Annotated in this window: 18 protein-coding genes; 11 read left to right on the top strand and 7 right to left on the bottom strand. The window is 42.5% G+C overall.

The window, feature by feature from the left end; translation table 11 throughout:
• Positions 1 to 2: 2 nt before the first annotated feature.
• Genes kdpD through kdpF form a run of 5 tightly spaced genes read right to left on the bottom strand, consistent with a single transcriptional unit; the run spans position 3 to position 7,174 of the window.
• Positions 3 to 2,690: a two-component system sensor histidine kinase KdpD gene (gene kdpD / locus ACPEH5_RS04170; RefSeq protein ID WP_166696858.1), complete on the bottom strand. Its 2,688-nt coding sequence runs from the start codon at positions 2,688 to 2,690 to the stop codon at positions 3 to 5.
• A gap of 8 nt (positions 2,691 to 2,698) precedes the next feature.
• Positions 2,699 to 3,292: a potassium-transporting ATPase subunit KdpC gene (gene kdpC, locus ACPEH5_RS04175; RefSeq protein ID WP_042848309.1), complete on the bottom strand. Its 594-nt coding sequence runs from the start codon at positions 3,290 to 3,292 to the stop codon at positions 2,699 to 2,701.
• Positions 3,293 to 3,302: 10 nt separating this feature from the next.
• Positions 3,303 to 5,366, bottom strand: coding sequence for a potassium-transporting ATPase subunit KdpB (gene kdpB / locus ACPEH5_RS04180; protein ID WP_071547833.1), 2,064 nt, complete (start codon positions 5,364 to 5,366; stop codon positions 3,303 to 3,305).
• 13 nt (positions 5,367 to 5,379) lie between these two features.
• Positions 5,380 to 7,083, bottom strand: a complete 1,704-nt coding sequence (gene kdpA / locus ACPEH5_RS04185) for a potassium-transporting ATPase subunit KdpA (protein ID WP_042848305.1) — start codon at positions 7,081 to 7,083, stop codon at positions 5,380 to 5,382.
• A gap of 1 nt (position 7,084) precedes the next feature.
• Complete coding sequence (gene kdpF, locus ACPEH5_RS04190; RefSeq protein WP_042848304.1) at positions 7,085 to 7,174, bottom strand: K(+)-transporting ATPase subunit F; 90 nt, start codon at positions 7,172 to 7,174, stop codon at positions 7,085 to 7,087.
• A gap of 422 nt (positions 7,175 to 7,596) precedes the next feature.
• On the opposite strand from kdpF, the gene ACPEH5_RS04195 reads away from it, so the two are divergent.
• Entirely contained in the window at positions 7,597 to 7,803 is a 207-nt protein-coding gene (locus ACPEH5_RS04195; protein ID WP_042848302.1) for a YbfA family protein, read from the top strand.
• A gap of 244 nt (positions 7,804 to 8,047) precedes the next feature.
• Positions 8,048 to 8,791 (top strand): type 2 GTP cyclohydrolase I, encoded by a 744-nt coding sequence (locus tag ACPEH5_RS04200; protein WP_042848301.1) that lies wholly within the window; start codon positions 8,048 to 8,050, stop codon positions 8,789 to 8,791.
• 747 nt (positions 8,792 to 9,538) lie between these two features.
• On the opposite strand, the gene ACPEH5_RS04205 is transcribed toward ACPEH5_RS04200, so the two are convergent.
• Complete coding sequence (locus ACPEH5_RS04205) at positions 9,539 to 10,672, bottom strand: multidrug effflux MFS transporter (protein WP_166696855.1); 1,134 nt, start codon at positions 10,670 to 10,672, stop codon at positions 9,539 to 9,541.
• A gap of 134 nt (positions 10,673 to 10,806) precedes the next feature.
• On the opposite strand from ACPEH5_RS04205, the gene ACPEH5_RS04210 reads away from it, so the two are divergent.
• The gene (locus ACPEH5_RS04210; RefSeq protein WP_129466784.1) at positions 10,807 to 11,565 is read left to right on the top strand and encodes an AraC family transcriptional regulator; all 759 of its coding nucleotides are present in this window, start codon (positions 10,807 to 10,809) and stop codon (positions 11,563 to 11,565) included.
• A gap of 63 nt (positions 11,566 to 11,628) precedes the next feature.
• On the opposite strand, the gene ACPEH5_RS04215 is transcribed toward ACPEH5_RS04210, so the two are convergent.
• On the bottom strand, positions 11,629 to 12,915 hold the full coding sequence (locus tag ACPEH5_RS04215) for a citrate synthase (RefSeq protein ID WP_281110673.1): 1,287 nt from the start codon (positions 12,913 to 12,915) through the stop codon (positions 11,629 to 11,631).
• A 672-nt stretch (positions 12,916 to 13,587) separates the two neighbouring features.
• On the opposite strand from ACPEH5_RS04215, the gene sdhC reads away from it, so the two are divergent.
• The 8 genes from sdhC (at position 13,588) to sucD (ending at position 23,544) form a co-directional block, all read left to right on the top strand.
• A complete protein-coding gene (gene sdhC / locus ACPEH5_RS04220) occupies positions 13,588 to 13,977 on the top strand; it encodes a succinate dehydrogenase cytochrome b556 subunit (protein WP_004909059.1) in 390 nt (129 codons plus the stop codon).
• Positions 13,971 to 14,315, top strand: a complete 345-nt coding sequence (sdhD, locus tag ACPEH5_RS04225; RefSeq protein ID WP_042848297.1) for a succinate dehydrogenase membrane anchor subunit — start codon at positions 13,971 to 13,973, stop codon at positions 14,313 to 14,315. The genes sdhC and sdhD overlap by 7 nt, the downstream gene beginning before the upstream one ends.
• Entirely contained in the window at positions 14,316 to 16,082 is a 1,767-nt protein-coding gene (gene sdhA / locus ACPEH5_RS04230; protein ID WP_042848296.1) for a succinate dehydrogenase flavoprotein subunit, read from the top strand.
• Positions 16,083 to 16,117: 35 nt separating this feature from the next.
• A complete protein-coding gene (locus tag ACPEH5_RS04235) occupies positions 16,118 to 16,834 on the top strand; it encodes a succinate dehydrogenase iron-sulfur subunit (RefSeq protein WP_042848294.1) in 717 nt (238 codons plus the stop codon).
• Between the two features lie 500 nt (positions 16,835 to 17,334).
• Positions 17,335 to 20,148 (top strand): 2-oxoglutarate dehydrogenase E1 component, encoded by a 2,814-nt coding sequence (gene sucA, locus ACPEH5_RS04240; protein ID WP_042848293.1) that lies wholly within the window; start codon positions 17,335 to 17,337, stop codon positions 20,146 to 20,148.
• A 14-nt stretch (positions 20,149 to 20,162) separates the two neighbouring features.
• Positions 20,163 to 21,374 (top strand): 2-oxoglutarate dehydrogenase complex dihydrolipoyllysine-residue succinyltransferase, encoded by a 1,212-nt coding sequence (gene odhB, locus ACPEH5_RS04245; protein WP_042848291.1) that lies wholly within the window; start codon positions 20,163 to 20,165, stop codon positions 21,372 to 21,374.
• A 131-nt stretch (positions 21,375 to 21,505) separates the two neighbouring features.
• Complete coding sequence (sucC, locus tag ACPEH5_RS04250; RefSeq protein ID WP_281110671.1) at positions 21,506 to 22,672, top strand: ADP-forming succinate--CoA ligase subunit beta; 1,167 nt, start codon at positions 21,506 to 21,508, stop codon at positions 22,670 to 22,672.
• Positions 22,672 to 23,544 (top strand): succinate--CoA ligase subunit alpha, encoded by an 873-nt coding sequence (gene sucD / locus ACPEH5_RS04255; RefSeq protein ID WP_042848287.1) that lies wholly within the window; start codon positions 22,672 to 22,674, stop codon positions 23,542 to 23,544. The genes sucC and sucD overlap by 1 nt, the downstream gene beginning before the upstream one ends.
• The last annotated feature ends 543 nt before the right edge of the window (positions 23,545 to 24,087 follow it).

Consider the following 24,087-nt stretch of genomic DNA (forward strand, 5'->3'; position numbering starts at 1 on the left):
TCCTAAATTTCGGTTTCAATATCAGGTAGTTGTTTTAAAGGTAAAACAAAGTGGAAGCTGGCTCCACCTTTATTATTGTTCTGAGCCCATATTTCCCCTTCATGTAATTGAATAATGGCACGACAAATAGCAAGGCCTAAGCCAACTCCGGGAATGGCTGATTCTTTTTGCGCTCGAGAGAATTTATCGAAAATAGTTTTTTCTTGTCCATCAGGGATTGCATTGCTGGCATCCCAAATTTCAATATGAATTTTTTGCCTTTCAACCCTCGCCTTAATACCAATTGGGGTATCTTCATGGCTATATTTTACGGCATTTTCTAATAGGTTGATAAGCACCCGCTCTATCAAATTGGCATCACAATAGAGTAATAAATCAGCTGGGATATCAATATCTAAAGGATGACTATGTAAAGTATAGTCTAATGTTCTGACAGCGCTACTGGTAATTTCTTGTAGTGATTGCCACTCTAAATTAGGTTGAATACCACCAGATTGCAGCCGTGCCATATCAAGTAAATTATTGACTAATCGCGAAGTACTCAGAACTTGTTGGCGCATTTTATTAACTTGCTCAGTAAGTGGTGAGTTTTCAGCAGACAAATTCAACATTAATATTTCAGTTTGCCCAAATAAAACGGTTAATGGTGTTTTTAGGTCGTGTGAAAGGGCCGCGAGTAATGAATTACGCAATTGCTCACGTTCAATATCTAATTTTGCGGATTCGGCTTGTTTGGTTAGCTCTAACCGAGCAAGGGCACTGGCAATTAACCCAGTGAAGGTTTGTAACATACGTTGTTGTTCTGGGATCAACAACTGGCGCATATTTCTAGGTTCAATCGCTAAGACGGCAAGTGTTTGATCTGCGGTTGTTATAGGTTGCAATTGATAGGGGACGCTGGGAAGAGTATCGGTGCCAGCTCCTGCGGGTTGGCGTTTATCAAAGCTCCATTTGGCAATTGCATTATCAATTTGCATTGCACTGTGCCCCTCACATTTTAAGGGCAATAATTGCCCCTCAGCATTGGGTATTAATAAACAGCTTTTGGCTTGGAACGCGTTATTAAGGAAGTGATAGCCTGTTCTGCCGATGTCATCGGTGCTGAGTGCTTGCCCTAATTCTTTTGTCATTTCATATAAATGTCGCGTTCGTTGTTCACGATAACGGGCAATTCGGGCTTGATAGCGCATGCCAGCAGTTAAATTCCCCACAACGACGCCAACAATTAGCATAACCGTAAAGGTGACTAAATATTGCATATCCATGATAGCAAGGGAAAAATGGGGCTGAACAAAGAATAAATCAAAGCTAATAACATTAATTAGTGCCGCAAAGACAGAAGGGCGCCTGCCATAAAATAGCGCGATAAGTACCACGCCGAGTAGATAGAGCGTGACTAAGTTGGCTTTATCTAACGCTAACAAAAATGTGCGTGAGAACACGGTAATTGCAGCACACATCACAATCGCCATCAAATAACCGTTCATGTCTGAACGCCATTTTTCAGAGAAAGGTTTTCTCTCTGGTTCTTTATCCCATTCGCTTTTTTCTTCTAGCGCGACGATCACCAAGTCAAGGTCTGGCCCTAATTTGCCAAGACGGTCAGCAAAGCCAGGACGTAAATTAAATATGGGCCATTTACGTTGCTTATCGCGACGACCAATCAGTATTTTGCCCAAATTATGTTCTCGAGCATAACGTAATATGGCTTTTTCTTCAGAAGGGTCAGATAACGTGGCGGTTTCAGCGCCTAAATCTTGAGCAAGACGTAATGCCTTTAAAATGGCTCTGCGCCGAGCCTCGGGTAATTGATGGAGCGCAGGAGTTTCCACATATACAGCATGCCATACACTGCCAAACTTTGCGGCAAGGCGAGCCGCGGTGCGAACCAACTTTTCATTACCCATATTATGACCAATACATAATAGAAGGCCATCCCGGGTATGCCAGACAGGGGCTTGCCCCTTACCATCACGAAATTCCCGCATCTGGTCATCAACGCGATCGGCAGTTCGACGTAGAGCCAGCTCACGTAGCGCGATGAGATTCCCTTTACGGAAAAAATGTTCGATTGCTCGCTCTGCTTGCCCAGAGATATAAACTTTGCCTTCTTTTAGGCGTTGCCGTAAGTCATCAGGAGGCAAGTCAACTAATACGACTTCATCTGCGGCATCAAAAATATGATCAGGAACCGTTTCACGCACTCGAATACCAGTAATGCTTCCGACGATATCATTTAAACTTTCAATATGTTGAACGTTAATGGTCGTAAGGACATCAATACCAGCATTTAATAGCTCTTCGACATCCTGCCAGCGTTTAGGGTGTAGGCTGCCATTAGGATTACTAAATGCTAATTCATCCATTAAAATAATGGCTGGGTGCCTAGCAATTGCGGCGTCAATATCAAAAGCAGTTAAACGGCGTCCCCTATGTTGGATACGCTTTGGTGGTAACTGTGAGAGACCTTCAAGTAACGCAGCTGTTTCTTCGCGTTCATGGGTTTCTACTACACCAATAAGCACATCTAATCCTTGTGACCTTAGTCTTTGGGCTTCTTGAAGCATGGCATAGGTTTTCCCGACGCCAGCACAGGCGCCGAAAAAAATTTTTAATTTGCCACGGCCTGTTTCATTGGCCTTTACCAATAAATCGTCGGGATTAGGGCGACTAGGTTCCTGATTTTTCATAATAGGCCTTAGTGAGTTTGGCTATTGGCTTGTTGCTGATATTCATCAAGAGCAAGGTTTAACTTTAAGACATTAATAACAGGCTCGCCTAAAAAAGCGAATACACTATTTTCAGTATGAGTATTAATTAATGATTTTACCTCTTCTAGTGGGATCTGTCTGTGTTTAGCAATTCGCGGGGCTTGATATAACGCCGCATCAACAGAAATATTGGGGTCTAATCCACTGGCAGAGGCTGTTAATAAATCAACAGGGATGCTCTTGTCAGCCGCTGGGTTTTCTGAGCGAAGTTGGGCACTTCGTTGTTCCATTGTTTGTAATAGTAATGGGTTGCTAACGGCTAAATTACTACCGCCAGATGCTAATGTATTATAAGGGGCTTCAGCGGTTGCAGAGGGACGCCCATGAAAGTAATTTTCACTTTGTATATTTTGTCCAATCAGTTCAGAACCGATAACCTGATCATCTTGAGTGAGTAAGGAGCCATGAGCTTGCCAAGGGAAAAAGACATTAGCAAGCCCTGTCACCATCAATGGGTAGGCGATCCCTGTGAATAAAGTGAGAATTATTAACATAATAATAGAAGAGCGGATCATGTTCATTATCAATTCCTTATATCCCAAATAAGCGAATAAACATATCAATTAATTTAATCCCAACAAATGGCACTATTAACCCACCTAAACCATAGAGGCTTAAGTTACGTTGCAACAATGATTGGGAGCTCATAGGGCGATAATTGACCCCTTTAATCGCCAATGGGATCAAGAAAATTATAATTAAAGCGTTAAAGATCACCGCTGAGAGAATCGCAGATGCAGGTGAATGTAACTGCATAATATTTAATGCATTAAGTTGAGGCCAAGTGACAGCAAAAGCGGCTGGAATGATGGCAAAGTATTTTGCAATATCATTGGCTATACTAAAGGTTGTTAATGAGCCTCGTGTCATCAACATTTGTTTACCAATATGGACGACCTCAATTAATTTGGTTGGGTTAGAGTCTAAATCAACCATGTTACCTGCTTCTTTGGCCGCTTGTGTCCCTGAGTTCATCGCTACAGCCACATCCGCTTGCGCTAATGCTGGGGCATCGTTGGTACCATCACCCGTCATGGCAACTAGTCGGCCTTCTGATTGATATTGGCGGATTAATGCGAGCTTGGCTTCGGGGGTTGCCTCAGCGAGGAAGTCATCGACACCGGCTTCTGCAGCAATAGCGGCGGCTGTTAAGTGGTTATCTCCGGTGATCATAACTGTTTTGATCCCCATGCTACGCATTTGAGCAAATCGCTCTTTCATTCCCCCTTTAACAATATCTTTTAATGCTACAACACCGAGTACTGTTTGGTCGTCCACAACAACAAGAGGGGTTCCCCCTAAATGAGCGACTTTTTCAACTAATTGGTCGGCTTCTATCGGGAATTTACTGTGGTTTGCTTCAACGTAGCGGCGTATCGCATCCGCAGAACCTTTGCGGATCATTCTTTCTCCAATGTTGACACCGCTCATACGAGTCATTGCAGAGAACGGAACAAAGGTAGCATTCAGGCCATGAATATCTCTTTCACGTAAATTAAACTTTTGTTTCGCCAACACGACAATACTACGCCCTTCAGGGGTTTCATCGGCTAAAGAAGAAAGTTGAGCAGCATCTGCTAGTTGCTGTTCAGTCACACCCGTTAAAGGCAAAAACTCAGATGCTTGTCGGTTACCAAGGGTGATAGTACCGGTTTTATCGAGTAATAAGACGTCGACATCACCCGCAGCCTCCACTGCACGACCGCTGGTGGCAATCACATTTGCACCTAACATACGGCTCATCCCTGCCACACCAATAGAAGAGAGTAACCCGCCAATAGTGGTTGGAATTAAGCAAATTAATAAAGCTATAAGGACTAGAATAGAGACCGCACTACCTGCGCCTGCATAATCGGCAGCAAAAACCGTGAATGGGTACAAGGTGGCGCATACCAACACGAAAATAATCGTCAGGGCGGTTAACAGGATCGTTAAAGCGATTTCATTGGGGGTTTTACGACGTTGTGCGCCTTCAACCATTGAAATCATTCGGTCTAAGAATGTTTCACCGGGGTTTACGGTACATTCAACAATTAACCAATCAGAAAGAACGCGAGTCCCTCCGGTGACTGAGGAAAAGTCACCACCGGATTCACGGATCACAGGAGCTGACTCACCAGTAATTGCACTTTCATCGACAGATGCACCACCTTCAAGCACTTCACCATCGCAAGGGATTGTTTCTCCAGCATGGATAAGCACGATATCCCCTTTACGTAACTGGCTTGAAACCACGATTTCTTGAGCCGCATCCATTGATGCAGAAGCCAAACGAGTTGCGTTACTTTGCTGTTTTACCCCTTTTAAACTTTGGGCTTGTGCCTTACTTCGCCCTTCAGCTAGCGCCTCGGCAAAATTAGCAAAGAGCAGTGTAAACCATAGCCATAGTGTCACCATTCCACTAAACCAAGCGTTACCCTCAGTGTAATGAGTTACCATTGCTAACCATAAAAGGGTGGTGATAATACTGCCGATATACACCACGAACATCACGGGATTTCGCCATTGTGCTTGCGGTGTGCATTTTTTGAATGCTTCAAAGATAGATTGTTTGATTAATTTATTATCAAATAATTTGATGTTATTACTTTTCATTTTCTTCCCCTCATTATCCCGCGAAACCGATGTGTAGTTGCTCTGCAATTGGACCTAACGCAAGGGCAGGTACAAAGGTCAGCGCACCAATGAGAAGTACAGTGAATACAAGCAGACCAATAAATAACGGACCTGTTGTGGGTAATGTTGCATTACTTTGCGCTTGAGGTTTCTTGCTTGCCATCGAACCTGCAATGGCGAGAACTGGCAGAATGACGCCAAAACGTCCTAAGAACATGGTGACCGCCAATAGCAGGTTGTAAAACGGTGTATTTGCGCTAAGTCCAGCAAACGCGCTACCGTTATTATTCGCTGCGGAGGAAAAAGCGTATAACACTTCACTAAACCCGTGAGCGCCTGGGTTTAAGATCCCTGCACGCCCTGCTTCAGTCATTAATGAAAGTGTGGTACCCAGTAGTACTAAAGTGGGAGTCACTAAAATAGCGAGTGCAACCATTTTCATTTCGCGCACCTCGATTTTTTTACCGAGATATTCAGGAGTACGACCAATCATTAGCCCAGCAAGGAATACGGCGAGTAAAACAAATAGCAACATGCCATATAAGCCAGATCCCACACCGCCGAAAACCACTTCACCGATTTGCATTAACCACATCGGCACCATGCCACCCATCGCAGTAAAGGAATCATGCATCGCATTAACAGCACCACAAGAGGCAGCTGTTGTTACAACAGCGAATAATGCGGAGCCTAAGATACCAAAGCGGCTTTCTTTTCCTTCCATATTGGCAGTGGTAGTCGCATGGAATTCACTTAAAAATGGATTACCAACATACTCTGCTTTGATAACCGCTATGGCAGCAACGACAAAAATAATCCCCATCACCCATAGCAGAGTGTGACCTTGCTTGTTGTTGCCAACGACACGCCCAAAAGCAAAACATAACGCTGTTGGAATTAGAAAAATGGCTAACATTTGTACGAAATTGCTTAATGCCGTTGGGTTTTCAAATGGGTGTGAAGAATTAGCTCCAAAGAAACCGCCTCCGTTAGTACCGAGTAGCTTAATTGCTTCTTGAGAGGCGACAGGCCCCATTGGTAATAACTGGTTGCTATTATTTAGGTTATTAACTAATAGGTAATCTGAGAAGTTTTGGATAACACCTTGGCTAACAAAAAATAGAGCAAAAATAATCGCTAATGGGAAAAGTAGATACACAGTAATACGGTAGATATCCACCCATGCATTACCAACCGTTTTACGACCATGGCGTGAAAATGCTCGGATAAGGGCGAAAACAACGGCAATCCCTGTTGCAGCGGAAAGGAAATTTTGTACTGTTAACCCAGACATCTGGCTTAGATAACTTAATGTGTTTTCACCGCTATAGGATTGCCAATTAGTATTTGTGACAAAGCTAATTGCGGTGTTAAAGGCTAAATCCCAACTCATTCCCGGAAATTGTTGTGGGTTAAGGGGCAAATGACCTTGGAATATTAATATAGAAAACAGCAATATAAAGCCTAAAATATTGAACAGTAAAATCGATAAGGCATATTGTAGCCAAGTCATTTCCGCCATTTCTCGCCCTGGCTTTTTTACGCCGCCTAAGCGCCAAAGAAGGGCTTCGCTTTTTATTAGCGTACTCGGTATATCGCTATCAATTAACCGAGCAATACCATTGCCTAATGGTTTTGCCAAAATAAACAGCACGAGTAAAAAGCTACCGATAATTAAAATTGTGGTAGTGGTCATATTAAAAATCCTCCGCGCTTAGCAGGGCATAGACCAGATAAACCAGCAGTAACACAACGAGAACTGCCCCAATAATGGAAAGTAATGACACAGTATTTTCTCCTTATTATTTCCATGCAATAAGGCTAAAACTTCCGTTGTAAAGAAGCTGATAAAAAATAGACCTTCGGTGTAAAAAAAGTATAAAAATGTATTTTTATACGAGGGAATAAAATAAAACAGAGATGGCGAGTTAAAGCGAATAATTGTTATGTAAATGTTGCTGATTTGTTTGTTTTTGACGCAACCAGGTTAAATAATGTAATAAAACAACGGAATTTATCATTTTATTATGTAAATTTTAATTTATAGTGGTCAGATGAGTAGTTTTATTACACAGTTTGAGCTATGATATTGACAGTTAATTTTTATATTATCTGTTCGGTTTTAGTCGCTCTTCTAAACAGTCATTATTTGGGGTTTTAGAGCAATTCTGGAATCGACAAATAGAGTGGCAACTGAAGGAGGATACCGATGTCCACATATCGCGAATATTCCCGTAATCAGGTACTTGCACGCCGCACTGCTGCTGTTACAGCTGGCATTATTGCGTTTCCGGTTATGGTTTTTCATCCGCAACGAGCAAAATTTTATAGCCATTTACACAAAGTATGGGCTAAAACCAGCGATAAGCCCGTTTGGTTAGAGCGTTCAGAAGCCACGTTTGAAAGCCATCATTAATAATTGCTTTGCTTTTAAGTGGTAATGCCATATCCCTGCAATGACCTATTGTGGGGATATTGTTTTTTTTATCCCTCATCCTGTTTTTCTTTTCCTTATTGCCTTTCTTTTTGGTTAGCATCCTTATTTACAGAAAATAACACAGAAAAAAAGCATGTTTCCGTTTATGCTTATTGATTATCAGTAAATTACATTCAAAATGATGGGGTTGACCCTATAGCGGTGTAGTAAAAAGGACCACATAATGCATAATTTAAGATTAGAAGAAATCATTAATGATGAGCTGAAAATTAGTGAATTCCAAGATTTTGCACCAAATGGATTGCAGGTTGAGGGGCGCCCTCATGTGCATAAAATCATCACCGGTGTAACAGCCTGCCAAGCACTACTGGACGTGGCAGTTGAAAAGAAAGCGGATGCTGTGATTGTTCACCATGGCTATTTTTGGAAAAATGAGCCCGCAATTATTAAAGGTATGAAAAAAAATCGCTTAAAAACATTATTAGCGAATGATATTAACCTTTATGGTTACCATCTTCCTTTAGATGCTCATCATCAATTAGGTAATAATACTCAGCTTGCGTATATCATGGGTGTGCAAGTAAATGGCCAAATTGATCCATTAATGCCATTCGGTTTCTTTGATCAACCGATTACACCACAGGAATTAACCCAGCGCTTAGAGTCCCGCCTTGGTCGCAAAGTGTTGCATTGTGGTGACAATGCTAAAGATGAAATTCGCCAAATTGCATGGTGCACAGGGGGCGGACAAGGCTTTATCTTACAAGCCGCCGAGTTTGGCGTAGATGCATTTGTGACAGGTGAAGTTTCAGAGCAAACAATCCATATAGCAAGAGAAATGGGTATCCATTTCTACAGTGCAGGGCATCATGCGACAGAGCGTTATGGGATTAAAGCGCTGACTAAGTGGCTAGTTGATCACCATGGGTTAGACGCAGAGTTTATCGATATCGATAACCCAGCCTAATTCTCGTCATATTTCGAGCTGTGGCGGTGTTGGCTACACTCGCGACCCCTAGTCACATACTTGTGTATGCTCCTAGGGAGTCGCTCATTTGCCGCCTAGCCACAACTCGAACTATTTAGAGAATTAAATCTTCAAGCTAATCTTCATTGATTTTCTAAATCTAACCTCGGCGGTGTTGGCTACACTCGCGACCCCTAGTCACATACTTGTGTATGCTCCTAGGGAGTCGCTCATTTGCCGCCTAGCTACAACTCGAACTATTTAGAGAATTAAATTTTCAAGCTAATCTTCATTGATTTTCTAATTCTAACCTCGGCAGTGTTGGCTATGCTCTTAGGGAGTCGCTCATTTGCCGCCTAGCCACAACTCGAACTATTTAGAGAATTAAATTTTCAAGCTAATCTTCATTGATTTTCTAAATCTAACCTCGGCGGTGTTGGCTATACTCTTAGGGAGTCGCTCATTTGCCGCCTAGCCACAACTCGAACTATTTAGAGAATTAAATTTTCAAGCTAATCTTCATTGATTTTCTAATTCTAACCTCGGCAGTGTTGGCTATGCTCCTAGGGAGTCGCTCATTTGCCGCCTAGCCACAACTCGAACTATTTAGAGAATTAAATTTTCAAGCTAATCTTCATTGAGTTTCTAATTCTAACCTTGGCGGTGTTGGCTACACTCGCGACCCCTAGTCACATACTTGTGATATAAAATACGTAGAAAATTATGTGTAATTAGTAAAATAAAAAGTTAACTCGTATAAATTCGATAGCGTAATGATGAAAGAACAAGAACCAACCCTGAAATGGTTAATACCAAGCCTAAGTGTTGGCTCCAGCCTGCGACCATCAAACCAATGGCGAGTCCGATATAGTAAAACAAACCTAAAATAGCCCCAGCAGTACCTTTTCTATCACTATAGCGATTTAAAGCATGTGCAAGGATATTAGGAATAGCAATTCCATATCCAATAACTACACCAATCACCGGTAAAATGAACCAAATAGAATCCATCAGAGCAAAAACCAAGCAACCACTTATCAAAGATATGATGCTAGAGAGCTTAACAAGTTGCTCAGATGTGTGTTTTTTAGCCAATAAATGACGATTAATGATTGACCCTAAGCCCACTCCAAGTGCTAATAAAATTCCAGTTAAACCAAATTGTTGCTGAGTGAGCATTAATCGTTCAAAACTGAAAGGTGCCAGCTGATAATAGCTAAATAAATTAATGTTGAAAAATGCTATCAAGATCACATTTCTAACAATTTCTTTATCTGTGATCATTCGTAAAAATGTCGCCATAAATGGGACTTTGATCACATTTTCAGGGCGTGTTTCTGGTAAACGGCAAGTAGACCAAATAAAAAGCACGACCGCGAGAAATGCCAAGCCAGTAAAAACGGCGATATATCCGCCAAAACTAACTAACCCCGCACCGAATAACATCCCTAATGCAGGACTAATGGCTAGGGCAATACCCATAATTGAAAAAACTTTAGCTAATTCATGCCCTTGATAGCTATCACGCATTGCTGTTTGTGTTCCAATTGAACCGACGGCGGCACCAAATGCGGCAAGCATTCTCATTAACAGTAATAAATAAAAGTGTGTGATAAACAACGCGCAGATAGAGGCGATACCGTAGATCAACAGACCTGCCAGGATAGTCGGGCGGCGGCCTAGCGTGTCACACATTCTTCCCCACAATACGACACCTAGCGCAAAAGCAAAGAAATAGAATGATAATGTTTGTGATGCTTGTTCAGCATCGACATTAAATGCGCTAGCAATGTTGGTCAATGCTGGGCTGTATATGGTTTCCACGATTTGTGGAAACATCATTAAGGCAACAGCAAGCCATAATGAAAGAGGGTGTTTCATACCAATTATCCTGCTTATATTAATAAAAAATAGATGGTGAAGATGAATACAACTATTCAATGACAAGCAGTTTAATGGTATTTTTAGTGTCCCATTACAAAAATAAAGACTATAAATATCAAAAAAGGGACATTATGGCTTGGCTAGAACAAACAGATGAATTTCAAACTCACTGGTATACAGCGCCAGTATTGGGAATAGCAGCTCAAATGGGGCAACATGATTCTGGTTTACATAGCCATGAAATGGGGCAGCTTTTGTTTACACAACAAGGGTGTATACGAATTTCACTTGAGAACCGAATTTCTCTATTACCTCCTGGAAGGGTGGCATGGATACCTCCATTTGTTTGTCACCGAGCACAAATGCGCGCATCTGTGGGCTATCGTTCGGTGTATTTAAGTGAACAATATGCTAAAAAAATAGCGAATGAAGTCGTCATTTTGAGCATTTCACCTCTGCTAAGAGAGGTACTTGAACGGATTGCAATTGCCCCGTTTGACAGTGATTGGCAACAAGGGCGCTTAGCAAATTTATTACCAGTATTTATCGATGAACTACAAAGTGCAACGACTGAGCCAACATTACTTGCACTTCCTCAAGATAGGCGCTTTAAAGGCCTCGATATCGAGCAATTACCACCTAATTTAAACCAACTTGCTCAAACGATTGGCGCAAGTGAAAAAACCATTACACGGGTTTTCTTAAAAGAAACCGGAATGACTTATCAAACATGGCGGCAACAATGGCGGTTTATTAAAGCGATTGAGTTATTGGCACAAAATCACCCATATCACTTTATTACTCAAGAGCTTGGCTTAGCCAGTGATAGTGCTTTTATCAGTTTTTTTCGCAAAATGAGTGGGGTAACACCGCGGGAATATCAACAGTAAAAGAGAAAAAGCCTCGATAAACCGAGGCTTGAGTATTTGTAGGGGGATAGATTTAATTGAATATTATTTTTTTGCTAATCCAGAGTTGAATTTACGTTGGCTGTAACCCGTATACAGCTGACGAGGACGAGCAATTTTCAGACCGTCATCATGCATTTCATTCCAATGGGCTATCCAACCAATTGTACGTGCAATAGCAAAAATAACAGTAAACATTGAAGATGGAATTCCCATTGCCTTCAATATGATACCTGAATAGAAGTCAACGTTTGGATACAGTTTTTTCTTAATGAAGTACGGGTCATTCAGGGCAATACGTTCTAGCTCCATAGCGACTTCGAGTAAGCTATCGTTTAAGCCCAACTCATTAAGTACTTCGTGGCAAGTTTCACGCATCACAGTTGCACGTGGGTCATGGTTTTTATAAACACGGTGACCAAAGCCCATTAAGCGGAAAGAGTCATTTTTGTCTTTCGCACGTTCGATAAATGCAGGGATATGCTCAACGGTTTGAATTTCTTCCAACATGCGTAAACAGGCTTCGTTAGCCCCACCGTGAGCTGGCCCCCACAGAGACGCAATACCCGCAGCAATACAAGCAAATGGGTTTGCACCTGATGACCCAGCAGTACGTACGGTTGATGTTGAAGCGTTCTGTTCGTGGTCAGCATGTAGGATTAAAATCCGATCCATTGCACGTTCGAGAACTGGATTTACCACATATTCTTCACATGGTGTAGAGAACATCATATGCAAGAAGTTACCCGCGTACGACAGTTCATTACGTGGATAAACAAAAGGCTGGCCAATGGAGTATTTATAACACATTGCCGCAACAGTTGGCATTTTTGACAGCAGACGATAAGCTGTAATTTCACGGTGGCGCGGGTTGTTCACGTCCAATGCATCATGGTAGAACGCAGCCAGTGCACCTGTTACACCACATAACACTGCCATTGGGTGTGAGTCACGACGGAAGCCATTCAGCATGCGAGTGATTTGCTCGTGGATCATCGTGTGGCGAGTTACCGTATTTTTAAATGTGTCGTATTGCTCTTGAGTCGGTGCTTCGCCGTATAACAGGATATAACAAACTTCGAGGTAAGAAGCTTCGGTAGCGAGTTGATCGATCGGGAAACCACGATGCAGCAGAATGCCTTTATCACCATCGATATAGGTGATTTTTGATTCACAGGATGCAGTAGAAGTAAAACCAGGGTCATAGGTAAAGAACCCTTTTGAACCTAAAGTTCGGACATCGATAACGTCTTGACCAATGGTAGGGCTTAAAATATCGAGGTCAATATCACCCTTACTACCAGTCGTTAGCTTAGCTTTGTTATCAGCCATTTACGGTCTCCTTAGCGCTTGATAATCGACACCCAACAACCCAGAAGCTCAGCGTTATACTGTTTCTTCGTGCATTGTTCTACCGGTATGATTAGAAAATCAGCTAGCTATCACATAAAACCTGAAATCTGACGACCGACGACAATGTAATTAGGTTGTTTATGAGTGTGTAGATGTTATGTTCTTTTTGTTGTTTTACTTACAATATCATTATTTGTGGTAAGAGGAACAACTTTCATAACTTTTGTTAGTAATACCTGTCACAGTTCAAATTGGAAGGTACTTAACATTGCAACATTCATGTTTTTTATTTTTCAGTGAGGGAACGCCCACACCTTAAGATAATTCTGCTAGACCTATATGTAAGATAAATGTTGAATCATTGTCAAATAAGATAAGCACATTTATACAAAATGTTTAAATCGTGATCCTTCTCACTGTTCGGGCTAAATGTACCCAAACATTTTGTGTGGGAATTGTAATGGCATTGTGAAGACTTTATACTAGCGGCAGGTCTCCGGATTACCCTGTAGTAGGAGTTCCCAGCGTGATCAGTATGCAACTTTATTTAAACATGATGGATTAGAGTTTGTGTTAAGTTGCATTTTGTACCCCCTGTCGCTGTCTGATTTCCACCCCAGGTCCGGAGGATGGAAAATAATAAAGAGCTGTGTGGGCAAAATTGTGAAAAAACAAAGACCTGTCAACCTTGATTTGCAGACGATTCATTTCCCGATCACTGCAATATCTTCGATCTTGCACCGTGTCTCTGGCGTCATTACTCTCATCGCAGTTGGTATTCTGCTTTGGTTGCTAGGGACATCTCTCTCCTCTCCAGAAGGTTTTCAATACGCGTCTGAAATAATGACTGGCTTTTTTGCTAAGTTCATTCTTTGGGGCATTCTAACGGCATTGGCTTACCACATTTGTGGTGGTATTCGTCATATGCTGATGGATTTTGGCTGTGTTGATGAAACCCTTGCTGCTGGTAACTCATCTGCAAAAATTACATTTGTTATCACCGTAATTCTGGCAATTCTGGCGGGGATCTTAGTATGGTAAGTAATGCTTCTGCTTTAGGCCGTACTGGTATCCAGGACTGGCTGTTAATCCGTGCTTCTGCGATTATTATCGTATTATACGTAATCTACATTGTTGGTTTTGTTGCTATCAATGATATTACTTATGAAGTATGGCGTGGTTTCTTCGCTTCTTCTGTGACGAAAGTATTTACTATCCTCACATTGTTCTCGATTCTTGTGCATGCGTGGATTGGCATGTGGCAAGTGCTAACTGACTATGTCAAGCCGCTAGCAATTCGTTTAGTGCTGCAACTGGCTATCGTTGTTGGTCTGTTGGCTTATTTAATTTACGGAACAATTGTTGTGTGGGGTGCATAAATGAATCTGCCAATCAGAGAGTTTGACGCTATCGTTATTGGTGCTGGTGGCGCAGGTATGCGTGCAGCACTTCAAATTTCACAGTTGGGCCTGTCTTGTGCTCTGCTGTCAAAAGTATTTCCAACCCGTTCTCATACAGTATCAGCGCAAGGTGGTATCACTGTTGCTTTAGGCAACACTCACCCTGATAACTGGGAATGGCATATGTATGATACCGTGAAAGGTTCCGACTATATCGGTGACCAAGATGCAATCGAATACATGTGTAAAACAGGGCCCGAGGCTATCCTAGAATTAGAGCATATGGGGTTACCTTTTTCTCGCTTAGACGATGGCAGTATTTATCAGCGTCCATTTGGTGGTCAGTCTAAGAATTTCGGTGGCGAGCAAGCGGCACGTACTGCGGCTGCGGCTGACCGGACTGGTCACGCACTGTTACATACTTTGTATCAGCAAAACTTAAAAAATCACACAACCATCTTTTCAGAGTGGTATGCCCTTGATTTAGTTAAAAATCAAGACGGCGATGTGGTGGGCTGTACTGCAATTTGTATGGAAACTGGCGAATTAGTTTACTTCAAAGCTAAAGCGACCATTTTAGCTACGGGTGGTGCAGGGCGTATTTATCAATCGACCACCAATGCGCATATCAATACCGGTGATGGTGTTGGGATGGCAGCTCGTGCTGGTGTTCCTTTACAAGATATGGAAATGTGGCAATTCCACCCGACGGGTATCGCTGGCGCAGGGGTTCTTGTGACAGAAGGTTGCCGTGGTGAAGGTGGTTATTTGCTGAATAAAGACGGTGAGCGCTTCATGGAACGTTATGCGCCAAATGCGAAAGATTTGGCCGGTCGTGATGTTGTTGCACGTTCAATCATGATTGAAATCCGTGAAGGCCGTGGTTGTGATGGTCCTTGGGGTCCGCATGCCAAACTGAAATTGGATCATTTAGGGAAAGAAGTTCTCGAGTCTCGTTTACCGGGTATCCTTGAATTATCCCGTACCTTTGCTCACGTTGACCCAATCAAAGAGCCAATCCCAGTTATTCCAACTTGTCACTATATGATGGGTGGTATTCCAACAAAAGTGACTGGCCAAGCGATTCGCTATAACGAAAAAGGCGAAGACGAAGTTATCCCAGGTCTGTTTGCTGTGGGTGAAATTGCGTGTGTATCTGTACACGGCGCTAACCGTTTAGGCGGTAACTCATTGCTCGACTTAGTCGTATTTGGTCGTTCTGCGGGTCTACACCTAAAAGAGTCCATCATGGAACAAGGTTCAATGCGTGATGCTTCTGAATCCGATATTGATGCGGCGATGACACGCTTTAACCGTTGGGAAGGGGCTCGTACTGGCGAAGATCCAACTGAGATCCGCAAGGCACTGCAAACCTGTATGCAGCATAACTTCTCGGTATTCCGTGAAGGTGATGCGATGGCGAAAGGTCTGGAAGAGCTAAAAGTGATCCGTGAACGCCTGCAAAATGCACGTCTTGATGATACCTCAACAGAGTTCAACACTCAGCGTATTGAGTGTTTAGAACTGGATAACCTGATGGAAACCGCTTATGCGACAGCACAAGCAGCGAACTTCCGTACAGAAAGTCGTGGGGCGCATAGCCGCTTTGACTATCCAGAGCGTGATGATGCGAATTGGTTATGTCACTCATTATATTTACCGCAATCTGAAACGATGACGCGTCGTGAAGTCAACATGCAGCCAAAATTGCGTGAAGCCTTCCCACCGAAAATTCGTACCTACTAATGCGTGGTGTTAATCCAGTTGCGGAGAAATAAACTATGAAACTACAATTTTCGATTTATCGTTATAATCCAGATGTGGACAACGCCCCACGCATGCAAGATTACACCCTCGAAGTGCCAGAAGGGCGTGACATGATGCTGTTGGATGCGTTGATCCAAATTAAAGAACAGGATCCAACACTGTCATTCCGTCGTTCTTGTCGTGAAGGTGTCTGTGGTTCTGATGGTGTCAATATGAACGGTAAAAACGGGCTGGCGTGTATCACACCATTGTCCGCTTTAATCCGTGGTGGGAAAAAAATTGTTATCCGTCCGTTACCAGGTTTGCCTGTTGTGCGCGACCTGATTATCGACATGACTCAGTTTTATACCCAATACGAGAAAATCCGCCCATATCTTATTAATGATAATAAGAACCCACCTGCTCGTGAGAATTTACAAACTCCTGCACAACGTGAAAAACTTGATGGTTTATACGAGTGTATCTTATGTGCTTGTTGTTCGACTTCTTGCCCATCTTTCTGGTGGAATCCAGATAAGTTTATTGGGCCTGCGGGCTTGCTGGCAGCATACCGCTTCCTGATCGATAGCCGCGATACTGAAACGGATTCAAGATTAGATGATCTGAACGACGCTTTTAGTGTTTTCCGCTGTCATAGCATCATGAATTGTGTCAATGTATGCCCTAAAGGGCTAAATCCAACAAAAGCTATCGGTCATATTAAATCTATGTTGCTAAAACATACTGCCTGATAGTGAATATTTAACCCGTAGTGCTTAAGTGCTACGGGTTAAAATGGGAATAGCACAAAATAAATACATAACTTAAAAATAGGGCGTAAAGTAAAGTAGGGTTTTTAATTTAAATAGCGCTTAAGGTCACAAAAGCGCGAAAACGAAATACCCACAACGAGCATCAGAAAGTAACATTGTCATATATAAAATGTAGCACTTAATAAAACGTTGTCATAACAAAAGCGCAAAAAAGTGAAAGCAAAGAAAGTAACAGTAAAAAGTAGAAAAAATAGCCAACTGCAAAAAAAGATGAAGACGACAGCCCAAGCATAGGGGCCTTTAAAAACCGTAGCCAGTTTTTAAAGGTTCCTTAAAAGGGAAACCCTTACTGATAAAGGGCCTCCCAAAGAGAGAACATGCATAAAGCACGTCCAAGAGAACCTTTATCGAGGCCGCTTAAATGCGGTAATTAGTTAACCACGGCGAAAACTAAAGCTTTTAAAGCTTAAGGGATCACAATGCAGAACGGCGTAATGAAGGACTGGCTGGATTCAAGCTTTCTGGCAGGCGCGAACCAGACATATATAGAACAGCTTTATGAAGATTATCTGACTGACCCTAACTCTGTAGATGCCGAGTGGAAAGCCATTTTTGAGCAACTTCCTGGTGCTACTTTAGGTACTAGTGGTGAACAATTCCACTCCCAAGCGCGCGATTACTTCCGCCGCTTAGCAAAAGACTCTACGCGTTATCACACTTCTGTTAGCGATCCAGCTATCGATGCAAAACAAGTCAAAGTTTTGCAGTTAATAAATGCATTCCGCTTCCGCGGGCACCAGAATGCGAATCTTGACCCGTTAGGGCTTTGGAAACGCGAATCTGTTCCAGATTTAGACCCAGCATTCCATAATCTGACGAAAGAAGATTTCGACGAAACCTTTAACGTGGGTTCATTTGCTATTGGCAAAGAAACCATGAAACTCAGTGAGCTATATGAGCACTTGAAACGCATTTATTGCGGTTCGATTGGTGCTGAATATATGCATATCACAAATACTGAAGAAAAACGTTGGATTCAACAACGTCTTGAGTCAGTTGATGTTGCAAAAGTTTTCTCTAAAGAAGAAAAATTACGTTTCTTAGCGGAACTCACCGCCGCTGAAGGCCTTGAGCGCTATATCGGGGCTAAATTCCCAGGGGCTAAACGTTTCTCATTGGAAGGCGGTGATGCCCTGATCCCAATGCTGAAAGATTTAATTCACCACGCAGGCAAACAGGATACTCGTGAAGTTGTTCTGGGGATGGCTCACCGTGGTCGTTTAAACGTTCTTGTGAATATCCTAGGTAAAAAACCTGGTGAATTATTCGATGAATTCGCGGGTAAACATAAAGACCATTCAAGTGCGGGTGACGTTAAATATCACCAAGGTTTCTCGTCTGACTTTGAAACCGCCGGTTCTCGTGTTCACTTAGCGTTAGCATTTAACCCATCTCACCTTGAAATTGTTAGCCCTGTGGTAATTGGTTCAGTGCGTGCTCGTCGTGATCGCTTGGACGAAGGTCGCAGCAACATGGTGTTACCAATCACTATTCATGGTGACTCCGCAGTTACCGGTCAGGGTGTTGTTCAAGAAACACTGAACATGTCTCAGGCTCGTGGTTATGAAGTTGGCGGTACTGTACGTATCGTTATTAACAACCAAATTGGTTTTACTACTTCAAATCCGAAAGATACCCGTTCAACTGAATACTGTACTGATATCGTGAAAATGGTGCAGGCGCCTATTTTCCACGTGAATGCTGATGATCCTGAAGCCGTTTCATTTGTGACTCGCTTAGCGCTAGATTTCCGTAATACATTTAAACGTGATGTGATGATCGATTTAGTGTGTTATCGCCGTCATGGTCATAACGAAGCGGATGAGCCAAGTGCAACTCAGCCTGTGATGTATCAAAAAATCAAACAGCATCCAACACCACGTAAAATTTATGCGGATCGTTTAATTGCAGAGAACGTGTTGAGTGCTAATGATGTGACTGAAATGGTCAATCTGTACCGTGATGCCTTAGATGCAGGTAATTGTGTGGTTGAAGAGTACCGTGAAATGGGACTCAATTCTTATACATGGGCTCCGTATTTGAACCATGAATGGGATGAATCATACAAATCGACCGTTGATATCAAACGTTTAACTGAATTGGCAACTAAAGTTAGCACTATTCCTGAAGGTGTTGTTGCTCAGTCTCGTGTTGAGAAAATTTATGCAGATCGCGCTGAAATGGCGAAAGGCGAAAAATTACTCGACTGGGGTGCGGCTGAAACTTTAGCTTATGCAACATTGGTTGATGAAGGTGTTCCTGTTCGTTTGTCAGGTGAAGATGCGGGTCGTGGTACATTCTTCCACCGCCATGCGGTTATTCATAACCAAACTAACGGTTCTGTCTATGTTCCATTACAAAATATTCATAACGGTCAAGGCGTATTCAACGTTTGGGACTCTGTCCTAACAGAAAACGCAGTATTGGCATTTGAATATGGTTATGCGACGACTGAACCACGTGCTCTGACGATTTGGGAAGCGCAATTTGGTGACTTCGCAAACTGTGCTCAGGTTGTTATCGACCAATTCATTAGCTCTGGTGAGCAAAAATGGGGTCGTATGTGTGGCCTTGTAATGTTACTGCCACATGGATATGAAGGTCAGGGGCCAGAACACTCATCTGCACGTTTAGAGCGTTATCTCCAACTGTGTGCTGATCAAAACATGCAAGTATGTGTTCCATCAACACCAGCTCAGGTTTACCACATGTTACGTCGTCAGGCCTTACGTGGCATGCGTCGTCCTCTGATTGTGATGTCACCGAAGTCTCTGCTCCGTCACCCATTAGCAGTATCTAGTATGGATGAACTGGCGAATGGCAAATTCGAACCAGTTATCGGTGAAATCGATGAAATCAATCCGAAAAATGTGAAACGCGTCGTTCTGTGTTCAGGGAAAGTCTATTACGATCTGTTAGAACAACGTCGTAAGAATGAACAAACTGACGTTGCTATCGTGCGTATTGAGCAGTTGTATCCGTTCCCACACGATGATATCCAAAAAGCGTTGGCGCAATTTACTGATGTTAAAGACTTTGTATGGTGTCAAGAAGAGCCATTAAACCAAGGTGCTTGGTATTGCAGTCAACATAATTTCCGTGAAGCTATCCCAGCAGGGGCTACTTTACGTTATGCAGGTCGAGCTGCTTCTTCATCACCAGCAGTTGGCTATACGTCCGTTCACCAGGAACAACAAAAAGCCCTGGTTAATGACGCTTTGAACATTGAATAATTAAAGGATAGAAAATGAGTAGCGTAGAAATTCTTGTTCCCGATCTTCCTGAGTCCGTTGCAGATGCCACGGTTGCCACATGGCATAAAAAACCAGGTGATAGTGTTCAGCGTGACGAAGTCCTGGTTGAGATCGAAACAGATAAAGTGGTGTTAGAAGTGCCTGCAAGTGAAGCAGGTGTGTTAGAAGCTATCGTTGAAGAAGAAGGCGCGACGGTATTATCTAAACAACTGTTAGGTCGTATTCGTTTAGGTGATAGCTCAGGTATTCCTGCTGAAGTTAAAGATGCACAGGAAGCAACGCCAGCACAACGCCAAACTGCAAGCCTAGAGACTGAAAGTAATGACGCTCTGAGCCCAGCTATTCGTCGCTTGATTGCAGAACATAGCCTGAACCCAGCTGACATTAAAGGGACGGGTGTTGGTGGTCGTTTGACTCGTGAAGATGTTGAAAAACATTTAGCAGCAAATAAATCAGCAGCTCCAGCAGCAACAGCACCTGCTGCACCACAAGCGCCGTTAGCACACCGTAGCGAGAAACGTGTACCAATGACACGTTTACGTAAACGTATCGCAGAGCGCCTGTTAGAAGCGAAAAACACCACTGCAATGTTGACAACATTTAATGAAGTTAACATGCAACCAATTAAAGACTTACGGAAACAATATGGCGAAGCATTCGAAAAACGCCACGGTGTACGTTTAGGCTTTATGTCCTTCTATGTTAAAGCTGCGGTAGAAGCACTGAAACGCTATCCAGAAGTTAACGCTTCTATTGATGGCAGCGATGTGGTTTACCACAACTATTTTGATATCAGCATTGCCGTCTCTACGCCTCGTGGTCTGGTAACTCCAGTTCTACGTGATGTTGATGCAATGAGCATGGCAGATATCGAGAAAAAAATTAAAGAACTGGCTGTTAAAGGTCGCGATGGTAAATTAACTGTTGAAGACTTAAGTGGTGGTAACTTCACTATCACTAACGGTGGCGTATTTGGTTCTCTGATGTCTACACCTATCATTAACCCACCACAGAGCGCAATTTTAGGCATGCATGCCATTAAAGACCGCCCTATGGCTGTAAATGGTAAGGTAGAGATTCTTCCGATGATGTATTTAGCGCTGTCTTATGACCACCGTTTAATCGATGGTAGTGAGTCAGTGGGCTTCTTAGTCGCTATCAAAGATATGCTGGAAGATCCAACTCGTTTACTGCTGGACGTATAGCAACATAACAGGGTAGGAACAACCTGCCCGGTCTGAAGTAACCGATGCAACCCGCTTGCGGGTTGCTAAATCAGTAACAATTGCAGGAGGCGAATAAACGCCTCTTCAGACTCAATTATGGATAGAACATCATGAATTTACACGAGTACCAGGCAAAACAGTTGTTTGCACGTTATGGGATGCCTGCACCAACAGGTTATGCCTGTTCATCAGTCGCTGAAACCGTAGACGCTGCTAAAAAAATTGGCAATGGCCCATGGGTAATTAAATGCCAAGTACATGCAGGCGGACGTGGTAAAGCAGGTGGCGTTAAAGTCACTAGCGATATTAACGAAGTTAAAGCATTTGCAGAAAACTGGTTAGGTAAAAACTTAGTGACTTATCAAACAGACGCTAACGGCCAACCAGTAAACCAGATTCTTGTTGAAACAGCGACTGACATTGATAAAGAGTTGTATTTAGGTGCGGTTGTTGACCGTAGCACTCGTCGTGTTGTTTTCATGGCATCGACTGAAGGTGGTGTGGAAATTGAAAAAGTTGCTGAAGAAACGCCTGAATTAATTCATAAAGCAATTATCGACCCACTGACTGGCCCAATGCCTTTCCAAGGCCGTGAATTGGCATTTAAATTAGGCTTAACAGGTAAACAAGTTAGCCAATTTGCTAAAATTTTTATGGGTCTAGCAACTTTATTCCTTGAGCGTGACTTAGCTTTAGCAGAAATTAACCCTCTGGTTATCAGTACTGCGGGTGATTTAGTTTGCTTAGATGGCAAATTAGGCATCGACAGTAATGCGCTATATCGTCAGCCAGAAATCCGTGAACTACGTGATGAATCTCAAGAAGATGCGCGCGAAGCTCAAGCAGCGCAGTGGGAACTCAACTATGTTGCATTAGATGGTAACATTGGTTGTATGGTTAACGGTGCAGGCTTAGCAATGGGAACTATGGACATTGTTAAACTTCACGGTGGCGCACCTGCAAACTTCTTAGATGTTGGTGGCGGCGCAACTAAAGAGCGTGTAACTGAAGCATTTAAAATCATTCTTTCTGATGAAAACGTGAAAGCCGTTTTTGTTAACATCTTTGGTGGTATCGTTCGTTGCGACCTGATTGCAGACGGCATCATTGGTGCAGTTGAAGAAGTTGGCGTAAATGTACCAGTAGTTGTGCGTTTAGAAGGTAACAATGCTGAATCAGGTGCTAAGAAACTGGCAGACAGCGGCTTGAACATTATCGCTGCTAACAGCTTGACTGACGCAGCTAAAAAAGCAGTAGCAGCAGCGGAGGCTAAATAATGTCTATTTTAATCGATAAAAACACCAAAGTGATTTGCCAAGGTTTTACTGGTGGTCAAGGTACATTCCATTCAGAACAAGCGATTGCTTATGGTACAAAAATGGTCGGTGGTGTTACACCAGGCAAAGGTGGTACAACACACTTAGGTCTGCCGGTGTTCAATACAGTTCGCGAAGCGGTTGAAGCGACAGGTGCAACTGCGTCTGTTATCTATGTGCCAGCGCCATTTTGTAAAGACTCTATCTTAGAAGCTATCGATGCAGGCATTAAACTGATTATCACCATCACTGAAGGTATTCCAACTCTGGACATGCTGACTGTGAAAGTGAAGCTGGATGAAGCTGGCGTTCGCATGATCGGCCCTAACTGCCCAGGCGTTATCACTCCAGGTGAATGTAAGATTGGTATCCAACCTGGTCACATTCATATGCCAGGTAAAGTCGGTATCGTTTCACGTTCAGGTACGCTGACTTATGAAGCGGTAAAACAAACTACTGATGCAGGTTTAGGCCAATCAACTTGTGTTGGTATCGGTGGTGACCCAATCCCAGGTTCAAACTTTATTGATATCCTGAAAATGTTCCAAGCTGACCCACAAACTGAAGCGATTGTCATGATCGGTGAAATTGGTGGTAACGCGGAAGAAGAAGCTGCGGCTTATATTAAAGAGCATGTAACTAAACCAGTAGTTGGTTATATCGCTGGTGTAACGGCACCGAAAGGTAAACGTATGGGCCATGCTGGTGCAATCATTGCTGGCGGTAAAGGTACTGCGGATGAGAAATTTGCTGCATTAGAAGCTGCGGGCGTGAAAACCGTTCGTAGCCTTGCAGACATCGGCGATGCCGTGAAATCATTACTGAATAAGTAAATGATCCGCTAGGTAACTAGCAGCCGTAAGAGACGAAAGCCCGTGCTTATTTGAGTACGGGTTTTTTTATGGCTTTAAAAGCCGTTAGTGTAATTTCTGGAGAGAGGATAAGGATTTCTGGCAAAGAGTGTCTATACTTAAAAATATTAAAAGATACGAGTACAGGTACGGCTATCTGTGAAAATGCTCCATAGCTTTGGTGGGCTACAAAGCCCATTTTAAGCAAAAAACGAGAAAGTTGTGTCAGGTCAATTTTATAATTATTGGGGAAAGTTAATTAACCGAATATATGATTTTAGTTGAGATAAGTTCGTATATTAATAAAATTCATAATAGCTTTGAAATAAGATACTATTAGAAATTAAATATTCTTTTTTAGACTTCTTAATAAAAAGATTATATTTTTTTGTTAATCTTTAGAAAAAATAAGAACATTTATATCAATACCAATAACAGTACATTAACAAGTGAATAACTATTAATTGACTGGTATGCAAATCAATTAACAATAGGAAAAAAATTGACGTAAATCAATTTATTACC

The sequence above is a fragment of the Providencia sp. NPDC089933 genome (genome assembly GCF_049545585.1).
Classification (GTDB): Bacteria; Pseudomonadota; Gammaproteobacteria; order Enterobacterales; family Enterobacteriaceae; genus Providencia; species Providencia huashanensis.